At 68.4% G+C, this 20,940-nt stretch carries 23 protein-coding genes; 12 read left to right on the top strand and 11 right to left on the bottom strand.

The genetic code is table 11. The features are described from left to right. Positions 1 to 63 precede the first annotated feature (63 nt). Positions 64 to 840: an ABC transporter substrate-binding protein gene (locus ACSHSS_RS24735; RefSeq protein WP_012212921.1), complete on the bottom strand. Its 777-nt coding sequence runs from the start codon at positions 838 to 840 to the stop codon at positions 64 to 66. A 358-nt stretch (positions 841 to 1,198) separates the two neighbouring features. On the opposite strand from ACSHSS_RS24735, the gene ACSHSS_RS24730 reads away from it, so the two are divergent. Continuing rightward, positions 1,199 to 1,906 carry a pirin family protein gene (locus tag ACSHSS_RS24730; protein ID WP_445545674.1) on the top strand — a complete coding sequence of 236 codons (708 nt, stop codon included), beginning with the start codon at positions 1,199 to 1,201 and terminating at the stop codon, positions 1,904 to 1,906. A 70-nt stretch (positions 1,907 to 1,976) separates the two neighbouring features. On the opposite strand, the gene ACSHSS_RS24725 is transcribed toward ACSHSS_RS24730, so the two are convergent. Then, positions 1,977 to 2,537, bottom strand: coding sequence for a periplasmic heavy metal sensor (locus ACSHSS_RS24725; protein ID WP_012212923.1), 561 nt, complete (start codon positions 2,535 to 2,537; stop codon positions 1,977 to 1,979). A 225-nt stretch (positions 2,538 to 2,762) separates the two neighbouring features. Between ACSHSS_RS24725 and ACSHSS_RS24720 the strand changes: the two genes are divergently transcribed. Together ACSHSS_RS24720 and ACSHSS_RS24715 are read left to right on the top strand one after the other, a co-directional pair. Then, complete coding sequence (locus ACSHSS_RS24720; protein WP_006398647.1) at positions 2,763 to 3,488, top strand: response regulator; 726 nt, start codon at positions 2,763 to 2,765, stop codon at positions 3,486 to 3,488. Beyond that, positions 3,472 to 4,788, top strand: a complete 1,317-nt coding sequence (locus ACSHSS_RS24715) for an ATP-binding protein (RefSeq protein ID WP_006415880.1) — start codon at positions 3,472 to 3,474, stop codon at positions 4,786 to 4,788. Before ACSHSS_RS24720 ends, ACSHSS_RS24715 begins: the two co-directional genes overlap by 17 nt. A 42-nt stretch (positions 4,789 to 4,830) precedes the next feature. On the opposite strand, the gene ACSHSS_RS24710 is transcribed toward ACSHSS_RS24715, so the two are convergent. Then, positions 4,831 to 5,097: a double-stranded DNA-specific endonuclease gene (locus ACSHSS_RS24710; RefSeq protein WP_006398649.1), complete on the bottom strand. Its 267-nt coding sequence runs from the start codon at positions 5,095 to 5,097 to the stop codon at positions 4,831 to 4,833. Between the two features lie 455 nt (positions 5,098 to 5,552). On the opposite strand from ACSHSS_RS24710, the gene ACSHSS_RS24705 reads away from it, so the two are divergent. Further along, a complete protein-coding gene (locus tag ACSHSS_RS24705) occupies positions 5,553 to 7,307 on the top strand; it encodes an ABC transporter permease (protein ID WP_006398650.1) in 1,755 nt (584 codons plus the stop codon). Positions 7,308 to 7,329: 22 nt separating this feature from the next. Continuing rightward, positions 7,330 to 8,667 (top strand): ABC transporter ATP-binding protein, encoded by a 1,338-nt coding sequence (locus tag ACSHSS_RS24700; RefSeq protein WP_006413508.1) that lies wholly within the window; start codon positions 7,330 to 7,332, stop codon positions 8,665 to 8,667. Between the two features lie 70 nt (positions 8,668 to 8,737). On the opposite strand, the gene ACSHSS_RS24695 is transcribed toward ACSHSS_RS24700, so the two are convergent. Both ACSHSS_RS24695 and ACSHSS_RS24690 read right to left on the bottom strand, forming a co-directional pair. Beyond that, on the bottom strand, positions 8,738 to 9,232 hold the full coding sequence (locus tag ACSHSS_RS24695; RefSeq protein ID WP_006405718.1) for a hypothetical protein: 495 nt from the start codon (positions 9,230 to 9,232) through the stop codon (positions 8,738 to 8,740). Beyond that, positions 9,229 to 9,780: a hypothetical protein gene (locus ACSHSS_RS24690; RefSeq protein WP_445545673.1), complete on the bottom strand. Its 552-nt coding sequence runs from the start codon at positions 9,778 to 9,780 to the stop codon at positions 9,229 to 9,231. The genes ACSHSS_RS24695 and ACSHSS_RS24690 overlap by 4 nt, the downstream gene beginning before the upstream one ends. Before the next feature lie 398 nt (positions 9,781 to 10,178). On the opposite strand from ACSHSS_RS24690, the gene ACSHSS_RS24685 reads away from it, so the two are divergent. The 3 genes from ACSHSS_RS24685 to ACSHSS_RS24675 all read left to right on the top strand — a co-directional run bounded on the left by ACSHSS_RS24685 (position 10,179) and on the right by ACSHSS_RS24675 (position 12,514). Beyond that, entirely contained in the window at positions 10,179 to 10,376 is a 198-nt protein-coding gene (locus ACSHSS_RS24685; protein ID WP_006398655.1) for a hypothetical protein, read from the top strand. Between the two features lie 127 nt (positions 10,377 to 10,503). Further along, positions 10,504 to 11,925, top strand: a complete 1,422-nt coding sequence (otsA, locus tag ACSHSS_RS24680; protein ID WP_445545672.1) for an alpha,alpha-trehalose-phosphate synthase (UDP-forming) — start codon at positions 10,504 to 10,506, stop codon at positions 11,923 to 11,925. After that, entirely contained in the window at positions 11,918 to 12,514 is a 597-nt protein-coding gene (locus ACSHSS_RS24675) for an AAA family ATPase (RefSeq protein WP_217261813.1), read from the top strand. The genes otsA and ACSHSS_RS24675 overlap by 8 nt, the downstream gene beginning before the upstream one ends. Positions 12,515 to 12,538: 24 nt before the next feature. On the opposite strand, the gene ACSHSS_RS24670 is transcribed toward ACSHSS_RS24675, so the two are convergent. After that, positions 12,539 to 13,906, bottom strand: a complete 1,368-nt coding sequence (locus tag ACSHSS_RS24670) for an MFS transporter (protein WP_155824515.1) — start codon at positions 13,904 to 13,906, stop codon at positions 12,539 to 12,541. Positions 13,907 to 14,081: 175 nt separating this feature from the next. Beyond that, positions 14,082 to 14,462, bottom strand: a complete 381-nt coding sequence (locus tag ACSHSS_RS24665) for a DUF5594 family protein (RefSeq protein WP_006398659.1) — start codon at positions 14,460 to 14,462, stop codon at positions 14,082 to 14,084. Positions 14,463 to 14,617: 155 nt separating this feature from the next. Here ACSHSS_RS24665 and ACSHSS_RS24660 point away from each other — a divergent pair, with 155 nt between their 5' ends. Beyond that, positions 14,618 to 14,980 carry a hypothetical protein gene (locus ACSHSS_RS24660; protein WP_006405713.1) on the top strand — a complete coding sequence of 121 codons (363 nt, stop codon included), beginning with the start codon at positions 14,618 to 14,620 and terminating at the stop codon, positions 14,978 to 14,980. 132 nt (positions 14,981 to 15,112) lie between these two features. Here the strand turns inward: ACSHSS_RS24660 and ACSHSS_RS24655 are convergent, their stop codons facing one another. Next, positions 15,113 to 15,457: a hypothetical protein gene (locus tag ACSHSS_RS24655; protein WP_006398661.1), complete on the bottom strand. Its 345-nt coding sequence runs from the start codon at positions 15,455 to 15,457 to the stop codon at positions 15,113 to 15,115. A gap of 143 nt (positions 15,458 to 15,600) precedes the next feature. Here ACSHSS_RS24655 and eco point away from each other — a divergent pair, with 143 nt between their 5' ends. Beyond that, positions 15,601 to 16,098 carry a serine protease inhibitor ecotin gene (gene eco / locus ACSHSS_RS24650; protein ID WP_445545671.1) on the top strand — a complete coding sequence of 166 codons (498 nt, stop codon included), beginning with the start codon at positions 15,601 to 15,603 and terminating at the stop codon, positions 16,096 to 16,098. A gap of 28 nt (positions 16,099 to 16,126) precedes the next feature. Here eco and ACSHSS_RS24645 read toward each other — a convergent pair whose 3' ends face one another. After that, a complete protein-coding gene (locus tag ACSHSS_RS24645; RefSeq protein ID WP_105777989.1) occupies positions 16,127 to 16,762 on the bottom strand; it encodes a TetR/AcrR family transcriptional regulator in 636 nt (211 codons plus the stop codon). A 115-nt stretch (positions 16,763 to 16,877) separates the two neighbouring features. Between ACSHSS_RS24645 and ACSHSS_RS24640 the strand changes: the two genes are divergently transcribed. Continuing rightward, positions 16,878 to 17,618, top strand: a complete 741-nt coding sequence (locus tag ACSHSS_RS24640; RefSeq protein WP_006398664.1) for an SDR family NAD(P)-dependent oxidoreductase — start codon at positions 16,878 to 16,880, stop codon at positions 17,616 to 17,618. A gap of 125 nt (positions 17,619 to 17,743) precedes the next feature. Here the strand turns inward: ACSHSS_RS24640 and ACSHSS_RS24635 are convergent, their stop codons facing one another. Next, positions 17,744 to 19,771, bottom strand: coding sequence for a protein-L-isoaspartate(D-aspartate) O-methyltransferase (locus ACSHSS_RS24635; RefSeq protein ID WP_445545670.1), 2,028 nt, complete (start codon positions 19,769 to 19,771; stop codon positions 17,744 to 17,746). A gap of 161 nt (positions 19,772 to 19,932) precedes the next feature. On the opposite strand from ACSHSS_RS24635, the gene ACSHSS_RS24630 reads away from it, so the two are divergent. Then, positions 19,933 to 20,703, top strand: coding sequence for an SDR family NAD(P)-dependent oxidoreductase (locus ACSHSS_RS24630; RefSeq protein WP_445545669.1), 771 nt, complete (start codon positions 19,933 to 19,935; stop codon positions 20,701 to 20,703). A 22-nt stretch (positions 20,704 to 20,725) separates the two neighbouring features. Here ACSHSS_RS24630 and ACSHSS_RS24625 read toward each other — a convergent pair. Beyond that, the coding region (locus ACSHSS_RS24625) for a hypothetical protein (RefSeq protein ID WP_111360950.1) at positions 20,726 to 20,940 on the bottom strand (215 nt) is incomplete at its 5' end.

The raw sequence follows: 20,940 nt of genomic DNA, 5'->3' as shown, positions 1-20,940 counted from the left end.
TTGACTGCCTGTACTGCGCGGCCGCGGGGCCGCCCCCGCGTCCGCTGCGTCCCGTGGCGGCGCTCAGCGCGCCGAGTAGACGCTGAACGAGAAATACTTGTGCGACAGACGGTCGTACGTGCCGTCCTTGTGCATGTCGGCCAGCGCCTTGTTGATGCGGATCTTCAGGTCCGTATCTTCCTTGCGCAGCCCGATCGCGGTGCCGTCGCCGATCGTCTTCGGATCCTTCACCTCGGGGCCCGCGAACGCGAAACCCTTGCCGCGCGGCGTGCGCAGGAAGCCGTAGTCGGCCTGCAGTTCGTCCTGCAGCGTCGCGTCGAGGCGGCCCGAGCCGAGATCGGCATAGACCTGGTCCTGGTTCTGGTAAGGAATGATCGTGACGCCCTGCGGTTCCCAGTACGTCTTCGCGTAGGTTTCCTGCGTCGAGCCCTGCTCGACGCCGACGCGCTTGCCCTTCAGCGACGCGACCGTCGGCTGCAGCGGCGAGCCGGCCTTCGCGATCATGCGCGCCGGCGCGTCGTACACCTTGTCGGAAAAGTCGATTTGCTCGCGGCGCTTGTCGGTGACCGTCAGCGACGACACGATGATGTCGTACTTCTTCGCCTTCAGCGCCGGGATGATGCCGTCGAGATCCTGCGCGACCCATACGCACTTGACGCCGATGCGCTTGCAGATTTCCTTCGTGAGATCGACGTCGAAACCGACGATCTCGCCGCTCGGCGCGGTCGATTCGAACGGCGGGTAGCTCGCGTCGACGCCGATCCGCACGGTCTTCCACTCCTTCGCGAAGGCGCTGCCCGCCACGAGGGCGAGGGCGGCGCACAGGGCGGCCTTCTTCATTTCCATCCTTCTGTTGCTGACGTTCCGGGCGCGCACGCGGCCGGTCGGGCCGGGCGTCGCGGCGTATTCTAGACGGCCAAAATTCGCCGTTCGGCGCTTTGGCGGCGACGGCCGCCGGATCGGCGGACGCCAAAAGGGCGGTATTTTACCCGAACGCGATACCCGGAAAACGGCAATCCGGCCGGCCGCGCGATTCTTTGCTTCGGCTGTTGCGGCAATCGATCTATTGGCAACGGTCATTGCGTCGATTGCGTGCGTGAGTGCAACGATGCGGTGCGCGCGCACGGATTGTTGCCGAATCGGCGCGCCCCTACAGTGCGACCTATCGAGAAAAACAGGTTTCACGGAGTGTCGCCTCATGTTCCAGATCCGCCGCGCCGTCGATCGCGATCAGCGCAGCTACGGCTGGCACGAATCCCGTCACAGCTTTCCGTGCGACGGCGCGGGCCGCGTGCCGCCGCCTTACGGCGCGCTGCTCGAGCTCACCGAAGCGTGCATCGCGCCGACGCGCGGCTTCGGGATGCAGCCTTACCGCGACGTCGAGATTCTGACGATCGTGCTCGACGGCGCGCTCGGCTATCGCGACACGCTCGGTAACGGCGCGATCGTCCGCGCCGGCGGCGTGCAGCGCACGCGCGCGGGCACCGGCATCATGGTCAGCGAAACGAACGCGTCGCACGACCGGCCGCTGCGGCTGCTGCGGATCCGGCTCGCGCCGCAGGCGCGCGGCGGCGCGCCCGACTATGCGCATCGCTATTTCGCCGACGAGGACAAGCGCGGCCGGCTGCAGCCGATCGCGTCGCCCGATGCGCGCGACGGGGCGCTGCGCGTCGACGCCGATGCGCGCATCTTCGCGGCGCTGATCGACGGCGACGAGCGTGTCGTGCACGCCGTGCCGGCCGGGCGCCGTGTCTACGCGCACGTCGTGCGCGGCGAGGTCGAGATCGACGGTCATCCGCTGGAAGCGGGCGACGGCGTGCGGATCGCCGGCGTCGATACCGTCGCGCTGACACAGGGGCGCGAGGCCGAGGTGCTGCTGTTCGACGTGGCCGGCCACGACGCCTGAAACGAAACAGGGGACGCCAGCCGCAAGGCCGCGTCCCCTGTGTCGCCGCGTGCGGCGGCGAGCCGGGCGCTTACTGCGCCGGCGCCGAAGCGGCCTTCGCCGCCTTCGCGGCTTCGCGATGCTGCTGCCAGCGCGCCTTCATCTGCTCGTGGCGCTGTTCCATGCGTGCGAACTGCTGCTTCAGCGCACTGCTGACCGTGGCCTTCTGCTGGTCGTTCAGCCCGTTGTAGAACGCGAGCCAGGCGGCCGACGTCTGCTCGCGCAACTGCGCGTTCTGCTGCTCGGCCTGCTGGCGCGCCGTGTGCATCGCGTTCAGGTCGAGGATCGGCTGGTTCTGCTGCGCCTTGAATTGCTCGCGCATCTGCTCGTGGCTCTTGCGCATCGCTTCGCGGTTCTGCTTCATCGTGTTGAGCGCCGTCTGCCACTGCTGTTCCTGCGACGCGTTCAGCTTCAGCTGATCGTGCAGCTTCAGCATCACGCCGAACGGGCCGCCGTCGTGGTCGTGCATGTGGTGCATGCCGGGGCCGCGTTGCGGCGGCGCGTCGGCGGACTGGGCGGCATGCGCGGTGCCGAATGCGAGGGCGAGCACGGTGGCGGCCGCCATGGCCACGCGGGAAGTCTTCTTATACATTTCAGAAACTCCTTGTATTCAGAGGGTCCGGCGATGCGGCCGCGGGGCGACCCGGCTGCCGCATCCGGTAAGACGCAGGTTAGCGGCGCAGGCGCCGGCCGATGTTACGCGGGGTGGCGGCCGGGTTACCGCCCATTACAGTTGGCTTGCACGGTAATCCGCAGTAACCCTTTCGTCCCTTTGTTTCGTTCTTCGACGCCGCCCGTGCGCGGTAAACTTCGAGCCATGACTACCCAGATCCTCATCGTCGACGACGACCAAGAACTCCGCGACCTGCTGCGCGACTATCTCGTGCGCCAGGGGATGGAAGTGTCCGTGCTGCACGACGCGGCAACGCTCGAAAAGCGCCTCGAGCGCGAGCGCCCCGACCTCATCGTGCTCGACCTCATGATGCCGGGCGTGGACGGCCTCACCGCGCTGCGCCAGCTGCGCGCGTCGGGCGACGACATCCCCGTGATCATGCTGACCGCGCGCGCGGACGACGTTGACCGCATCGTCGGCCTCGAGCTCGGCGCGGACGATTACCTCGGCAAGCCGTTCAATCCGCGCGAGCTGCTCGCACGCGTGCAGGCCGTGCTGCGCCGCCGCCGCGCGACGCCGTCGGCCGCCGCGCCGGAGCAGCGCGAGCCGTTCGCGTTCGGCCGCTTCGTGCTCGACTTCCAGGCGCGCACGCTGTCGATCGACGGCAAGCCGGCGACGCTGTCGAGCAGCGAATTCGCGCTGCTGAAGATTTTCGTGAACCACGCGTTGCGCACGCTCACGCGCGAGCGGCTGCTCGAGCTGCTGCACGGGCCCGAGTACGACGGTACCGACCGCGGCATCGACGTCCAGGTGTGGCGCCTGCGCCGCATCCTCGAGACCGATCCGTCGACGCCGCGCTTCATCCAGACGGTCCGCGGGCGCGGCTACGTGTTCGTGCCCGACGGCGAGGCCCATGCGCAAACCCATTGATTCGCTGTTCGGCCGGCTCGCGCTGCTTGTCGTCGGCGTGCTGCTGCTGTCGCACTTCGCGTGGTATTTCGCGATGCGGCTCGAACGCAATCAGATGCAGACGCGTTACGCGGTCGAGGAGGCCGCGTTCCTCGTCGACGCCGTGCGCCAGCACGTCGCGCGCTCGCCCGATCAGCCGCTGCCGTCGCGCGTGCGGCTCGTCGCGCCCGACAGCCCCGACGTCCCGAAGGACGACGACCCGCCGCTGCCGGCGCCGCTCAAGCGCTTTCGCGACGACGTCGGCGAGCGGATGCCGCCCGGCACGCAGGTGCGGATCGGCGCGCCGGGCCGGCCGCCCGTGCTATGGGTGAAGGAGCCGACCGACCGCAGCTGGATCGTCGTGCCGGTGCAGCCGCTGCGGCCGCCGCGCTCGCTCGACCGGATGCTGCTGTGGCTCGGCACGATTTTCTCGGCCGGCGTGATCGCCGCGCTGTTCGCGGCATGGCAGCTGCAGCAGCCGCTGCGCTCGCTCGCACGCGCGGTCGCGCGCTTCGGCCGCGGGCAGCCGGTGCCGCCGCTGCGCGAGCGCGGCCCGCGCGAGCTGCGTCAGCTCACGCACGGTTTCAATCAGATGGTGGAGCAGGTGTCGCAGGCCGAGAACGACCGCGCGGTGATGCTGGCGGGCGTCGCGCACGACCTGCGTACGCCGCTTGCGCGGATGCGGCTGCGTGCCGAAATGATGGACGATGCGCGTCTGCGCGACGGCGTCGTGCGCGATGTCGACTCGATGACGCACATCGTCGACCAGTTCCTCGTGTTCGCGCACGGCGGCGCCGATCGCAGCGAGCCGGTGCCGGTCGACCAGGCGTGCGAGCGGATCGCGCGCACCTATCGCGCGGTCGCGCCGAACGCGCCGACGGTGCAGACGCGGCTCGGCGCCGATCCCGGTTTCTGCCTGCCGACCGCGACGCTCGACCGCATCCTGTCGAACCTGCTCGACAACGCGCATGCGTACGGCGCGCCGCCCGTGCTCGTCGAAACCGCGCGCACGCCGGCCGGCTACGTGCTGGCCGTCAGCGATCATGGCAGCGGGATCGCGCCGCGCGATCTGGCGGCCGCGACGCGGCCGTTCGTACGCCTCGATCCGGCGCGCGGCGGCAACGGGCATAGCGGGCTCGGGCTCGCGATCGTCGAGCGGCTGGTGCTCAGGCTGGGCGGGACGTGCGACATCGGCAACCGTCCGGAAGGCGGGCTGCGCGTCGCGATGACGTTCCCGTTCGACGCGGTGCCGAAGGGCGAGCCGCACGCGCAGGCGGCGTAAGCGGCCGACACGGCGCCCGGGCGGGCGCCGCGCCGCGCGGCGTCACTCGCCGAACAGCGTGCCGAGCGTCTCGGCGGCGTTGCTGTCGATCGTGTTGTAGGTCACGCTGGTGGCCTCGAAGATATAGACGGTCGTATAGCGGCCGAGGCGTTCGAGGATCTCGTCCTGCAACGATTCCGGCACGACGTTCATGTTCAGGTACCACGCCGTCGACGACAGCCGCGTCTGAAACGACCCGTATTCCTGCATCAGCTCGTAGAACGCATCGGCGTCCTGATCGCGACAGACGATTACCAAGTTTCCTGCCATTCCCTTCCTCCTGCGCGTCGATCGACCCCGATGGGGCAAGCCCCGATCATACCCGCTTCGCCGTGTCCGCTTGCTGACGCCGCACACGGTTTGCGCGCGGGCCGGATCGGGCGGGTTCACGGCCGGGCCGGATCACGGCATAATTCGGGGCCTGCATGCCGGCCGGGACTGCGGCCGGGCTGCCCGACCCCGCGCGCCTGCCCGTCCGGCCGCGCGCCGGGTACGCTCCGTGCGCCGCCTGCCGCCCGCAGGACGGTTGGACCTGACATACGGGTTGGTGTAGTGTCGTGCCGTCGCGGGCCGACTCGGCCGGGGCACGCGCGGCGGCGCAGCTTGCACGCAGCGCGCCGCGCCTGCGTGAGATCGTGAGTCAACCGAATTACCGCGCCCGTGCGCTTAGCCATGAATCAACATCGTCTGCCGGCTTCGTTCGGCCTAACCGGAGAGGGCGCCTGATGGACGTCGGATTCGATCCGAACCGGACCGCCAACGCGTCCGCGTGGCGCGTCCTGCCAAACCGGTGGGACTTTATCGCGTTTCCGCTGATCATCTGCCTGATCGCGATGGCCGTCGTCGGCTTCCACGAGACGATGGCGCCGATCGGCACGCTGCAGTCGCAGAAGATCTCGCTCGATCCGTCGAACCTGCCCGAATATGCGCTGCGCACGACGCTGCGGATGCTTGCCGCGATGGTCGCGTCGCTCGCGTTCACGCTCGTGTACGGCACGCTCGCCGCGAAAAGCCGCCGCGCCGGCATGGTGCTGATCCCGATCCTCGACATCCTGCAGTCGGTGCCGGTGCTCGGCTATATCTCGTTTACGGTCACGTTCTTCCTCGCGCTGTTCCCGAGCCGCGTGCTCGGTGCCGAACTCGCAGCGATCTTCGCGATCTTCACGAGCCAGGCGTGGAACATGACGTTCAGCTTCTATCAGTCGCTGCGCACGGTGCCGCGCGATCTCGACGAGGTGTCGCGCGGCTTTCACCTGACCGGCTGGCAGCGCTTCTGGAAGCTCGAGGTGCCGTTCTCGATGCCGGGGCTGGTCTGGAACATGATGATGTCGATGTCGGGCGGCTGGTTCTTCGTCGTCGCGTCGGAGGCGATCACGGTCGGCAACCACACGATCACGCTGCCCGGCATCGGCGCGTACCTCGCGGAGGCGATCGTCGAGCGCAACCTCGGCGCCGTCGGCTGGGTGATTCTCGCGATGACGGTCGTGATCCTCGCCTACGACCAGCTGCTGTTCCGGCCGCTCGTCGCGTGGGCCGACAAGTTCCGCATGGAGAACACGAGCTCGGGCAACGCGCCGGAATCGTGGCTGCTCGATCTCGTGCGCCGCACGCGGCTGATCCATCAACTGCTCGTGCCGGCCGGCTGGCTGTTCGCGAAGGCTGCGCGCATTCCGCTGCGCCTGTCGCCGACGCGCGCGATGCGCTTCACGCTGCCGCGCGTCGAGAAGAAGGCGTCGCGCGTCGCGGACGTCACATGGGCCGTCGTCGTGCTGCTCGCGACCGCGTACGTGCTGTGGCGCGTGATGAGCTTCGTCGCGACCGGCGTGACGATGGACGAGGTCGGTCATGTGTTCGTGCTCGGACTGATCACGCTCTTGCGCGTGGTCGTGCTGATCGCGATCGCGTCGGTGGTGTGGGTGCCGATCGGCGTATGGATCGGGCTGCGTCCGGCGCTCGCCGAGAAGATGCAGCCGCTCGCGCAGTTTCTCGCCGCGTTTCCGGCGAACCTGCTGTTCCCGGTGTTCGTGATCGTGATCGCGCGCTTTCACCTGAACGCGGACATCTGGCTGTCGCCGCTGATCGTGCTCGGCACGCAGTGGTATATCCTGTTCAACGTGATCGCCGGCGCGACGTCCTATCCGAACGACTATCGCGAGGCGGCGACGAACTTCCGGATTCGCGGCTGGCAATGGTGGCGGCAGGCGATTCTTCCGGGCATCTTCCCTTACTACGTGACGGGCGCGATCACCGCGTCGGGCGGCGCGTGGAACGCGAGCATCGTGTCGGAAGCCGTGCAGTGGGGCGACACGAAAGTCGTCGCGCACGGCCTCGGCGCGTATATCGCGCAAATGACCGCGGCCGGCGATTTCCCGAAGATCATCCTCGGCATCGCCGTGATGTCGCTGTTCGTCACGCTGTTCAACCGCCTGCTGTGGCGCCCGCTGTATGCCTTCGCCGAAGCGAAGCTGCGGCTCGACTGAGACTGATTGAGAGCGAAACGCGATGAACAATCCGAATGCTGTAAACGCCCCCGTTCAGACGCCCCAGCCGCCGCGCATCGGCGAAGAAATCCTGCGCGTCGAGCACGTTTGCCGCGGCTTCAACAAGACGCAGGGCGAACTGCTCGTGCTCGACGATGCGAACCTGTCGCTGCGCGAAGGCGAGATCGTCGGGCTGCTCGGTCGTTCCGGTTCCGGCAAGTCGACGCTGCTGCGCATCATTGCCGGCTTGATCGAGCCGACCGGCGGCGAAGTCACGTATCTCGGCAAGCCGCTGCGCGGGCCGGCCGAAGGCGTCGCGATGGTGTTCCAGACGTTCGCGCTGTTCCCGTGGCTCACCGTGCTGCAGAACGTCGAGGCCGGCCTCGAGGCGCTCGGCGTCGGCGCACGCGAGCGGCGCGAACGCGCGCTCGCCGCGATCGACCTGATCGGTCTCGACGGCTTCGAGAACGCGTATCCGCGCGAGCTGTCGGGCGGCATGCGTCAGCGCGTGGGCTTTGCGCGCGCGCTCGTCGTCGATCCGACGATCCTGCTGATGGACGAACCGTTCTCCGCGCTCGACGTGCTGACGGCCGAGACGCTGCGTACCGATCTGCTCGATCTGTGGACGCAGGGCCGCATGCCGATCAAGTCGGTGCTGATCGTCACGCACAACATCGAGGAAGCGGTGTTCATGTGCGACCGGATTCTCGTGCTGTCGTCGAATCCGGGGCGCGTGATCGCCGAGATCAAGGTGCCGTTCAAGCATCCGCGCAACCGGCTGGACCCGGCGTTCCGCAAGCTCGTCGACGACATCTACGCGAAGATGACCGCGCGCCAGATCGGCGAGGCGACGAAGAAGGGGCTGGAACTGGGCAGCTGGCTGCCGCAGGTCTCGACGAACCTGATGGCGGGCCTGATCGAGACGCTCGCGATGGCGCCGTATCACGGCCGCGCCGATATGCCCGAGATCGCGCGCTCGCTGCATCTGGAGGTGGACGATCTGTTCCCGATCGCCGAAGTGCTGCAGCATCTGGGCTTTGCCGACGTGCGCGAAGGCGACGTGTTCCTGACGCCGCCGGGGCGCGTGTTCGCGGAATTCGGCACGCAGGAGCGCAAGCTGATGTTCGCGGACCATCTGCTCAAGCACGTGCCGCTGGCCGCGCGGATCAAGAAGGTGCTGAACGAGCGCCCCGGCCATCGCGCGCCGCGTGTGCGCTTCGAGCAGGAGCTGGAGGACTTTCTGTCGGACGGTGCGGCGGAGGAAACGCTCGACGCGGTGATCGACTGGGGGCGGTACGGCGAGATCTTCTCGTATAACGATCAGACGGAGATCTTCAGTCTCGAGGACGTCGAGTCCTGACACACGCCGGCCGGAACGCCGTTCCGGCCCGCTGCGCCGCGCATCGGCCGGCGGTGCATGGACACCGCCGTTACTGCAGATTGCCCCAGCGATCGACCGCCGGTTCGGCCGACGCCCATTTCCAGCGTGTGCCTTGCTGGCACGCATTCGCAAAATACCAGTCGGCTTTGTCGCCGTCCTTCACCGAGAACGCGAACTCCTTGCAGAGCGCGAGCGCGGTCGAATAGGCGCGCGTCACGCGCACTTCGCCTTCGCCGTTGTCGAGCGGAATCGTGTTCTTGACCTTCCACGGCTTCACTTCGCCGACAGCGAGGCTGCCGGCCGCCTGCGCGATTGCATCCTGCTGGTTCTGATGGAGCTGCTTCATCGTGCGGTTCACGGCTTCGTCGGTCGCGGCCTGCACCGCGATGCCGACGCCGACGCCGACCGCCGGATTCGCGGTCACGAGGCCGGTCGCGGCGCCCGCGAGCGCGCCACTCGCCGCACCGACCGACCCGCAGCCCGACAGCGCGACGGCCGTCGCGCACAGCGCGCCGAGCGCCGCGATACGGATCGCGACGCTCATTGCAGCGCGCCCCAGCGTTCCGTCGCGGGTTCGGCGGAGGCCCATTTCCAGACCGGGCCGTCGCGGCAGATCGTGGCGACGTAGAACGCCGATTGCCCAGGCTTGTCGGACTTCGCCGGCGTATCGACCGCGAACACGATTTCCTTGCAGTCGAGCGGGCCGACGCTGATCAGCCGGCTGACCGTCACGCGGCCGTGCTCGTCATCCTCGATCGGAAACGAATGGTTCGTCGACCACGGCGCAACGCCGCCGACGTCCAGCGGGCCGGCGGCCTTCGCGATCTGTTCCTGCGTATAACGGTGCGCGACGCGCTGCGTGTACTGCACGCCCGCGCGTGCGCCGGCGACCGCGCCGAGGCCGATGCCCGTCGCGACGGCGGCGTTGTTCGTGACCTTGGAGGCGATCGCGGCGCCGGCGATACCGGCGCCGGCCGTCGCACCTTCGCTGTACAGCGAGTTACAGCCGGACAGCAATGCGGCCGCAGCGGTGACGGCCAGCACGATGCGCACCGGCATGGCCCGGTACGGCGATTGGAAACGAGTGTTCATCCCTGATGCAAATCCTGTCTGGGGAAGCGGCGACGCGTGCGCGGCGCTCGCCGTGTCATTGTTTCGCAATCGTCACAGGAAAACTGCAAAGCTTTGACAAATGGGGCGGCCGGCGAAGTGCGGCCGGCTAGGTGCGGCCGGCCAGGTGCGGCTCGCCGGCGGCGCCGGTAGGCGCTTCCTGCTTCGGCACGCCTTGCATCGACGAAGCCCCACCAGCCGCGCCCGGCCCGCGCGCACGCGCGCCGCCATTGTGGGCGAGTTGACGGGCGAGGGGTCGAAGCGTTACAAATTGAAGGGTTTTGTTACCGTTGCGCAAAACGAAGCTGCCTACACTGTTTTGTCATCACTTGTTTCAACGACGGCCTCGTGCCGCATCGCATGCTATGAGACATCCCGTCATGCGTCGTTCGAAACGGTTCTCGCACCGGCCGCCCGACGCAGGCAACGACCGCTCGCGTCCACCGACCGACGCCCCATCCGCACCGCCTGCCGGCGCGCCCGGCGAAACGCCGTCCGACGGCGATCACAACCAGGGCGGTGCACGCCCGGAAGGGCTCGAGTATCAACGCGACCTCGGGCAGGAGCAGGACGCCTGAGTCCCGCCGCGGTCGCCTTTCATCGCAACTCTGACGTCTGAACCGCCGCGCGGCAGCGTTTGCGCCGCCGCGCCCGTCATGGCGTGCGCCGCACGCCATTCAATCGAAATCGAGGAGGGGAAGCCGAATGAGCAGATTGATCGTGGTATCGAACCGTGTCGCCATCGGCGAGGACACACGCCCGAGCGCGGGCGGCCTCGCGGTCGGCGTGATGGACGCGCTGCAGGAAACGGGCGGCGTCTGGTTCGGCTGGAACGGCGAGATCGTCGGGACGCCGGACGCGGCGCCGGCGATCCGGCGCGACGGCAACGTGACCTATGCGACGGTCGGACTGACGCGCCGCGACTACGATCAGTACTATCGCGGGTTTTCGAACGCGACGCTGTGGCCCGTGTTCCACTATCGCGGCGATCTCGCGCGCTTCGACCGACAGGAGTACGCCGGCTATCTGCGCGTGAACGCGATGCTTGCGAAGCAGCTCGCCGCGCTGCTGCGCCCGGACGATCTGATCTGGGTGCACGACTACCATCTGCTGCCGTTCGCGCACGCGCTGCGCGAGCTCGGCGTGAAGAATCCGATCGGCTTTTTCCTGCACATTCCGTTTCCGTCGCCGGACGTGCTGCGGCTCGTGCCGCCGCACGACGAACTCGTGAAGTTCATGTGCGCGTATGACGTGACGGGCTTCCAGACCGATGCCGACAAGCAGGCGTTCACCGACTACATCGAGCGGCGCGGGATCGGCACCGCAAGCGAGGACGGCATGCTGCATGGACACGGCCGTGTCGTGAAGGTGGCCGCGTATCCGATCGGCGTGTATCCGGATGCGATCGCGCAGGCGGCCGTCCAGTACGGCGCGCGCAAGCCGGTGAAGATGCTGCGCGACGCACTGGGCGGCCGCAAGCTCGTGATGAGCGTCGATCGTCTCGACTATTCGAAGGGGCTCGTCGAACGCTTCCAGGCGTTCGAGCGCATGCTCGCGAATGCGCCGGGCTGGCAGGGGCGCGTGTCGCTCGTGCAGATCGCGCCGCCGACGCGTTCCGACGTGCAGACGTACCAGCGAATCCGCGAAACGCTCGAAGGCGAGGCCGGCCGCATCAACGGACGGTTTTCGCAGCTCGACTGGACGCCGATTCAATATCTGAACCGCAAGTACGAGCGCAATCTGCTGATGGCGTTCTTCCGCATGTCGCAGGTCGGCTACGTGACGCCGCTGCGTGACGGGATGAACCTCGTCGCGAAGGAATACGTCGCGTCGCAGGATCCGGCCGATCCGGGCGTGCTCGTGCTGTCCGAATTTGCGGGCGCCGCGGCGGAGCTGACGGGCGCGCTGCTCGTCAATCCGTACGACCTCTCGCAGATGGCCGACGCGCTCGAGCGCGCGCTGTCGATGCCGCTCGCGGAACGGCAGGCGCGCCACGAGGAGAACCTCGCGCGGTTGCGCGCGAACGACCTGTCGGTGTGGCGCGATACGTTCGTCGCCGATCTGCGCAGCGTCGCGGCGGCGGCCTCGGTCACGCAGCGCGCGGGCCGGCGCATCGCGCATGCATGAGCGCGCGAGCGCGTCCGGCGCCGCCCGGTGCGCGCCGGACGACGATGCGCTCGATCGTTTTTTCGTCGTCACGGGCGGGCCCGGTTCGGGCAAGAGCACGCTGCTCGACGCACTCGAACAGGCGGGCTTCGCGCGTTCCGCCGAAGCCGGGCGCGGCGTGATCCGCGATCAGATGGCGATCGGCGGCCGCGCGTTGCCATGGGACGATCGCGCCGCGTTCGCGGAGCTGATGCTGAGCTGGGAGATGCGCTCGTACGATCTCGCGCGGCACGCGCGCGGGCCGGTGTTCTTCGATCGCGGCGTGCCGGATGTGATCGGCTATCTGCAACTGACCGGCATCGCGGTACCCCCGCATGCGGAGGCGGCCGCGCGGCATTTCCGCTATCACCGTCGCGTGTTCATCGCGCCGCCGTGGCGCGACATCTATGCGCAGGACGCCGAGCGGCGACAGGATTTCGACGAGGCCGTGCGCACGTACGACGCGATGGTGGCCTGCTATACGCGTTACGGTTACCGGCTGATCGAACTGCCGCGCGCGAGCGTGAAGGCGCGCGTGCGCTTCGTACTGGATGCGCTCGACACGGCCTGAACGGCGCGTCGGCACGCGCCGCGTTCAGGCCGACGCATCGGGCTGCGGCGAGGCGATGCGCAGCATGCTGACGACGGCCGCCGTCGCCGCGAACGCGGTGGCGACATAGAGCGCGATGGTCGGCCCACGGTCGGGTGCGAGCCCGAAGATCAGCGCGACGAGCGCGGCGCCGAGCGTCTGGCCGGTGAGCCGCGCGGTGCTCAGCATGCCGCCCGCGCCGCCGCTGCGTGCGCGCGGTGCGGACGACAGCATCGCGCGATTGTTCGGCGACTGGAACAGCCCGAAGCCCGCGCCGCACAGCGCCATCCGCCAGACGATGTCGAGGGTGCCCGGATGCGCGCCGATCGTCGCGAGCGACAGCAGCCCGGCCGCGAACAGCGCAAGGCCGATGCCGCCGAGGATGCCGGCCGAATAGCGGTCCGACAGCACGCCCGCAAGCGGCGCGGCGAACACGATGACGAGCGGCCACGGTGTCATGTAGAGCCCCGTTTCCACCTGCGAGAAACCGAGCGAATTCTGCAGCCAGAACGGCAGCGCGACGAATGCGAGCATCTGCGACGTAAATGACGCGACCGACGTGCAGATCGACAGCGCGAACATCGGGATGCGCATCAGGTCGACCGGCAGCAGCGGCGCCGGCTGCGACAACTGGCGTTTCACGAAGAAGTAGCCGACGACGAGCGCGACGGTCAATTCGGCCGCGACATACAGGCGGCCTTCGCCGTGGCCGAAACCGTCGACGGCCATGATCAGCAGCCCGAACACGCACGCGTTCATCAGCGCGCTCGGGATGTCGTACGGCGCGTCGTGCAGCGGGTTCGTCGGCAGCGCGCGCACGCTGCCGAGCACGGCCGCGATGCCGATCGGCACGTTCACCGCGAACAGCCACGGCCACGATGCGAACGACAGGATCGCTGACGCCACCGTCGGCCCGATCGCCGACGATAGCGCGACGACCATCGCATTGATCGACAGCCCGCGCCCGAGCATCGACGACGGATAGATCATCCGCACGAGCGCCGCGTTCACGCTCATGATGCCGGCCGCGCCGAAGCCCTGGATCACGCGCATCACGGCCAGCGTCGGCAGCGAGCCGGCCAGCGCGCAGCCGAGCGACGCAGCGGTGAACAACGCGAGGCCGGCGATGTAGACGCGGCGGTAGCCGATCCGTTCGCCGAGCGACGCGAGCGGCAGCAGCGTGATCGTGACCGCGAGCTGATACGCGTTGACGATCCAGATCGATCCGGCATCGGAGGCGTGCAGGTCGCGCGCGATCGTCGGCAGCGCGACGTTGGCGATCGCGCCGTCGAGCACGGCAAGCGTGATCCCGAGGGCGACGCAGACGATCGCCCAGTAGCGTTGCGGAAGCGGCAGGCCGGTATCGGCGTTCATGGCGGGAGTGAAAGCAGGTTGTCCGGCAGCGGCGCCCGGTTGCGTACGCAACGATGAAGACGGGCGATGACGGCGATGCGTCCGGCCCGGCGCAATGTCGCCGGAAGCGGACCGGCCGAGTGTATCACCGGCCCGCGTCGCGCGTATCGGGTGCGCGATGCCGGGCGGCGCGCACTCAGCCTTCGAAGTCGAGGCCGCCGAGCCGCACCAGCGGATCGGCCTGCGTGCGCGACGCGAGATCGATATCGCGCGCACCCTGCCATGCGTTCAGCTTCTTCGGCAGCGCGGCCAGATAGTGCTCGAAGCGCTGCGCGCCGTCCGCTTCCATCAGCCGCTCGATTTCGTCGGTATCCCACGTGAGCTCGAGGTTCAGCGGATGCGCGAAGCCGCTCACGTGTTCGTGCGGCGCGCTGCGTATGCGAACGCGTGTGGGGTGCCCGTGACCGCCGTACGGCACGACGTCGGTCGACACGTGATCGGCGAAGAAGGCGGCGATCGCCTGCGCGATGCGCGGCGCGAACTCGGTATCGAAACGGCGGGCGGTTTCGGGCTGCATGGGCGTCTCCTGAGTGCCGAAAATCGTAGCACGGCGGTGCCGCGTTTCGGCATGCCGCGCGGCCGTAATCGCGCGTTACCACTTGCTGCATCTATTACCGCCGCTTGCGCCCACAATGCATCGCATCTCGTACCACTTCGCGTGGGAGCCTCATCATGAAAAAGATCGCTGCAGTCTGTGTTCTGGCCGGTTCGCTTGCGGTAGCCGGCCCGGCGTCCGCGCATGGCCGCGACGGCGGCGCGGTAATCGGCGCGCTGATCGGCGGCGCCGTGCTCGGCGCGATCGTCACATCCGCGCTGAATCCGCCCGTCGCGTATCAGGCGCCCGTGTACCAGGCGCCGGCCTATCAGCCGCCGACTTACTATCAGGCGCCCGCGTATCAGCCGCCTGCGTATCCGGCCTATCAGCAGGCGCAGTATCAGGACGACGGCCCGCGCTATTGCTACGACCGCTATCAGCGTGCGTACGTGTGCGGTGCGCCCGTGTCGGGCGGCTATGCGCAGCCGGCCGGCTGGTAAGCGGCGCCTGCCGATACCTGGAGTTCGAATGACAAAAGGCCCTCGCGTCGTGCGAGGGCCTTTTTGCTGGCAGCGCCGGGCGTCGGTCGCGCGCGGCGCGCCGGTGCGCGGATACAAACGGTTGCAAATCCGTCAGTGGCGATGCCCGCCACCGTCGCCGCGGCCGTGCCCGCCGCCTCCGCCGCCGTCGTTCCAGTCGCCGCGGCGGCCGCCGCGGCCCCAGCCGCCCCAGCCGTGATCGCCGCGGTCGCGGTCCCAGCGGCGATAGTCGCGATGGCCGCGATCCCAGTCCCGTCCGCCGCCCCCGCCGCCCCAGATGTTGACCGTGCCGTAGACGGGCGAGGGCGCGTAAGCGGGGCCGTACGCGTAGCCCGGATCCGAGTAGTACGACTGCCCGTAGCCGTATCCGGCGTCCGGTCCGACGACGCAGCCCGCCAGCAGTGTGGCGGCGCCCGCGGCAGCAATGAGCTTCAGCATGATGTTCTCCGTTGGTTCCGCTATAAATACCGCGCGCGAGCGTTGCCGGCTGTTCGCAATTGTGTCGCGAAATTACAGCGGCGTAAGGTGTTGCGGGGAAAGTGTTAGCATCCCGGGCTCTTTTGTTTGCAAGGAGCACATCGATGAAATTCGCGATCCGGACCGCGTTGGCCGCGTTCTGCGTGACCACTGCCGCGTGCGCGGCTACGCCTGCGTCGGCGCCGGCCGTATCCGCCGAGTCGATCAAGATGTTTCCGCAACCGGCAGCCGGCCAGCAGCGCTTCGTGATCGCGCTGCCCGCGCTCGAGAACGAAGGCGATGCGCGCGTCGAGTTGATGACCGGCAAGACGCTCGAGACCGACTGCAACCAGCACTGGTTCGGCGGCGAGCTGACCGCCGAAGACGTGAAGGGCTGGGGCTATCCGTACTATCGGCTGACCGACGTGAAAGGGCCGGCAGCGACGATGATGGCCTGCCCCGGGCAGGCGCCGCAGCAGCGCTTCGTGCAGGTGCGTACCGACGGGCAACTGCTGCGCTACAACAGCCGCTTGCCGCTCGTCGTGTACGTGCCGGACGGTTTCGAAGTGCGCTATCGCGTATGGCACGCGTCGAAGGACGTGCAGCAGGCAGTCGGCCGCTAACGCATTCGCCGGGCGCAGCGCCGCGCGATCACGACTGCGCGGGCAGCGCGGTGCCCGCGCCCGTGCCCGTCAGCGCCGGCCATGCGGCCAGCGCCGCGTGCGCGACCGCTTCCAGATCGCGGCGGCTCGCGCCGTCGCGCGCCTGGATCGACATGCCCTGCTGAACCGTCACGTAGTACCGCGCGATCGCATCCACATTCGCTTGTGCGGCGATCTCGCCGGCCGCCGCCGCTTCGCGCAGACGCACGCGCAACGCCTCGACCGTCTCTTCGCGCATCTCGATCAGCGTCTGTCGCACCGTGTCCGACCGCTCGGCCGGATGCAGGGCCGACAGTACGATCAGGCAGCCGGCCGGCTTCGAGCGCCGCGTGAACACGCGCGCCGTCTGCATCAGATAGTTCCGTATCGCGTCGTAGGCCGTGTCGGCCCGTTCGACGCCGTCCCAGATCTCGCGCCCCTCGGTCTCGCGGTAGTGCTCGAGCGCTTGCCGGAACAGCGCTTCCTTGCTGCCGAACGCCGCATACAGGCTCGGCGACGCGATCCCCATCGCGGACGTCAGGTCCGCCATCGACGCGCCTTCGTAGCCGAGGCGCCAGAACACCTGCATCGCGCATTCCAGCGCAGCGTCCTTGTCGAAGCTTCTCGGTCGGCCCCGTTCGGCCATGGCATACGCTCCATCGTCAATATCTGTATCGATCGATAAAATAATTCAATTGACAGCGCCGCGCAACTTGCCACATTCTGTGTCGATCGTTACATAAATTGTGAAAGGAGCTTTCATGAACCGGCTTCAAGGCAAGCGTGCACTCGTTACCGGCGGCAGCCGCGGCATCGGCGCCGCAATCGCGAAACGGCTCGCGGCCGACGGCGCGGACGTCGCGATTACGTACGAGAAATCGGCGGAGCGGGCGCAGGCCGTCGTCGCCGAGATCGAAACGCTCGGACGGCGCGCCGTCGCGATTCAGGCCGACAGCGCCGATCCGGCGGCCGTCCGCGCGGCTGTCGATCGCGCGGCCGACACGCTCGGCGGTCTCGACATCCTCGTGAACAACGCGGGCATCTTCCGCGCGGGCTCGCTCGACGCGCTCACGCTCGACGACATCGACGCGACGCTCAACGTCAACGTGCGCGCGGTGATCGTCGCGTCGCAGGCGGCGGCGCGCCATCTCGGCGAAGGCGGCAGCATCGTGTCGACCGGCAGCTGCCTCGCGACGCGCGTGCCCGATGCGGGGATGAGCCTCTATGCGGCCAGCAAGGCCGCGCTGATCGGCTGGACGCAGGGTCTCGCGCGCGATCTCGGCCCGCGCGGGATCACGGTCAATATCGTGCATCCGGGCTCAACCGATACCGACATGAACCCCGCCGACGGCGAGCACGCCGATGCGCAGCTCGCGCGCATGGCCATTCCGCGCTATGGCAAGGCGGACGACGTCGCGGCGCTGGTCGCGTTCGTCGTCGGGCCGGAAGGGCGGTCGATCAACGGGACCGGGTTGACGATCGACGGCGGCGCGAACGCGTGAGGCCGCTGGCCGGCTCCGTGCGGGCCGGGCAGATCATGTGTGACGGCGGCGGGGACGGATTGCGTGCGAGTGGCGCTTCCCGCGCCGAATCGGTGCTTTTCTACAATCGCGTTTTACCGACGCCGTCACACGCCAAACGGATACAGGTCGACCGAACGCTCGGTCGCGCGCGTCGACAGCGGCGTGATCGCGTGCGTGTTGTCGAACCATACGTAGCCGTCGAACTGCGCGGACAGCCGCGCTTCGGCGTAATGGCTGTGCCGCTCCGAATCGGGGCGGTAGATCACGCCGATGAAGCGCTCGAGCCGCGGCTCGCGCAGCGATTCGACGAGCGCGCGATCGCCGTCGGCTGACAGATCGGCGAAACAGCGCGGCAGCCCCGACTCGTGAAACGCATGCTCGTAGCTGTCGTCGCGCGACGGAAGAACGCGCATGACTTCGAGCGGGCCGCCCCAGTCGGTCGCGGCGGCGACCGTGCCCGCGTGCGTGCCGAAACCGATCAGCGCGACGTCGTCGCCGAAGCGCTCACGGCACAACTGCCCGACGTTGAGCTCGTCGCGGATGTCGCCCATTTCGGTCGCGGCCGCGTTGCCGATATGCGAGTTGTGCGCCCACACCACCGCGCGGCCGCCGTCGCCCTTCGCCGCGAGCAGGTTTTCGAGCGTCTCGAACATGTGCGTGTCGCGCAGGTTCCAGCTTTGCGCGGCGCTGCGGTACATCGTCCGGTAATAGCGCTCGGCCGAGGCGACGAGCCGCGCGTTCTGCGTCGCGTCGAAATGCAGGTCGTCGTCGCCTGCGCGCGCGATGCGTCCGCGCAGCATGTCCTGCAGCTGCGCGATCACGGCGTCCTCGCAGTTCTCGAATCCGGATGACATCGCCGCGCGCCCGTACACGAGCGGATCCTTCTGCCATGGCGTCAGGCAGCCGTAGCGCTCGCGCGCGATGCGCGCCGCGTTCGGGTCCGAGCGATCGAGATAGTCGAGCACGGCCTCGACCGACGCGGACAGGCTGTACATGTCCAGACCGTGAAAGCCGCAGCGCGCATCGGGCCGCGTGCGGCCGTTGTGCGCGCGCAGCCATTCGACGAACGCGGCGAATTCCTCGTTGCGCCACATCCAGGTCGGGAAACGCTGGAACGGCGGATCGGCGTCGCGCCGTTCGTCGAGCATCACGTAGCGATGCACGATCGCCGCGTCCGGCCAGTCCGCTTCCACCGCGACGATGTTGAAGCCGTGCTGCTCGACGAGCCGCCGCGTGATCGCCGCGCGCGCCCGATAGAACTCCGACGTGCCGTGACTGCATTCGCCGAGCAGCACGATGCGCTTGTCGGCGAGATGATCGAACGCATCCGCGAACGCCGGATCCTCCGGCTCGGGCAGCGGCCGCGCCGCGCGTGCGATCGTGCGCGCGAGCGGTGTCGGCGGCGCTGCGACGTACGGGGCGTGCGCGTCGTGCTCTACGTCGTGCGCGGCTTGCGCGGTGTCGTCGTCGCGGGCGGGATCGTGCTCGGGCCAGCCCTGCTCGCCGATCAGCGGCACGAAGCGTACCGCGCCGAGATCTTCGTGCTCGAACTGCGTCGCGCCGGTGCGCGTGATCCGCACGAGCCGCTGCGCGTCGCGCTCATCGCCGATCGGCATCACGATGCGCCCGCCGATCGCGAGTTGCTCGCGCCATGCGCGCGGCACGTCGGGCCCGCCCGCGGCTGCGACGATCGCATCGAACGGGGCGCGGGCCGGCCAGCCGAGCGTGCCGTCCGCGTGATGGACATCGACGTTGCCGAAGCCGTTCTCCGCGAGCGTGCGCTGCGCGGATGCGGCGAGCGACGCGTGCCGCTCGATGCTGTCGACGTGCGCGACGATGTGCGATGCGACCGCCGCCGCATATCCGGAGCCGGTGCCGACATCGAGCACGCGATCGGTCGGCGAGAGCGTCGCGGCTTCCAGCATGCGCGCGACGACGATCGGTTGCGAGATCGTCTGGTCGTCGGCAAGCGGAAGCGGCGTGTCGCTGTACGCGAATTCCGCGAGTTCCGCGGGAACGAACCGATGGCGAGCGACGGTGCGCATCGCGTCGAGTACGTGCGGATCGCGTACGCCGCGCGCTGCGATTTGCCGTTCCACCATCTGCTCGCGTGCTTCGTCGAATGGATTCATGGTGTTCGATCATTGGCGTGAGTGTCGAGTCGCGCAGCATCGTGCGTGCCGCGGGAAGGAACGGCGCATGCGCCGGCTGAGGTAGCGCATGGTGCGCGCTGCGCTCGATGGCGCGCGGCGGCGCGTTTACCGCGACTCGATTTGCCAGGAGGGACAGGTACATGAAACTGCAAGGCATTCGCGCGCTCGTCACGGGCGCGGACTCCGGAATCGGCCAGGCGATCGCGACGCTGTTCGCGCAGGAAGGCGCGGACGTCGCGATCGTCTACCACACGGACCATGACCGCGCGCAGGAAACGGTGCGACGCATTCAGGCAACGGGCCGGCGCGCGTGCGCGATCCAGGCCGATGTAGGCGACCCGCGGTCGGTCGACGCGTTCTTCGCGGAAGCGATGAATACGCTCGGCGGACTCGAGGTGTTGGTGAACAATGCGGGCGTCGGTGCGCCGGGTGCGGCCGTCGCCGATCTCGAGGATGCGCAGATCGATACCGTGCTGCGTACCGATCTGCTGGGGCCGTTGTACTGTTGCCGCGCGTTCGTCCGGCAGCGTCGCGCCGTGGGCGGCGGCGGGCGGATCGTGAACATTTCGTCGGTCGCGCAGCATCTGCCGACGCCGGAAAGCGCGCCGTACGGGATCGCCAAGGCCGGGCTCGGCTCGCTTGCGCGCAGTTTGTCGCGCGAAGTGGCCGAGGACCGGATCAACGTGAACAACATCGCGCCGGGCCTGATCGACACGCCGATGACGCGCGATCGCCTCAACGACCCGCAGCAGCGCGATGCGTCGATGTCGGTGATCCCGTGGCATCGGCCCGGGCAACCGGAAGAGATCGCGCGTGTCGCGCTGTTTCTCGCGTCCGACGACGGCGACTACGTGACCGGGCAGACGTGGACGATCGACGGCGGGCTCACGATGCAGTGGGGCGGCGCGTAGCGCGGCGTGCGATCGGCTGGCGTCACGCGGACAGGTCGCCGCCGCTGGGCGGCTCGACGTCTTTCGGGTTGTCGAGGTGTCCCGGCGGCGGCTCGTAGGGGCCTTTGTCGGGCTCGGGCTTCTGCGGGATCATCGTTTCGTCCATGCTGCCGTGACCCTTTTGATGCACGTTGCCTTTGCGGTCGGTGCTGACTTCGTCGGTTTGGGGCGGTGGGGTTTGGTTGGCCGGGTCGGACG

Source organism: Burkholderia sp. BC1, from assembly GCF_052683555.1.
This window is presented reverse-complemented; position numbering and strand designations above follow the sequence as displayed.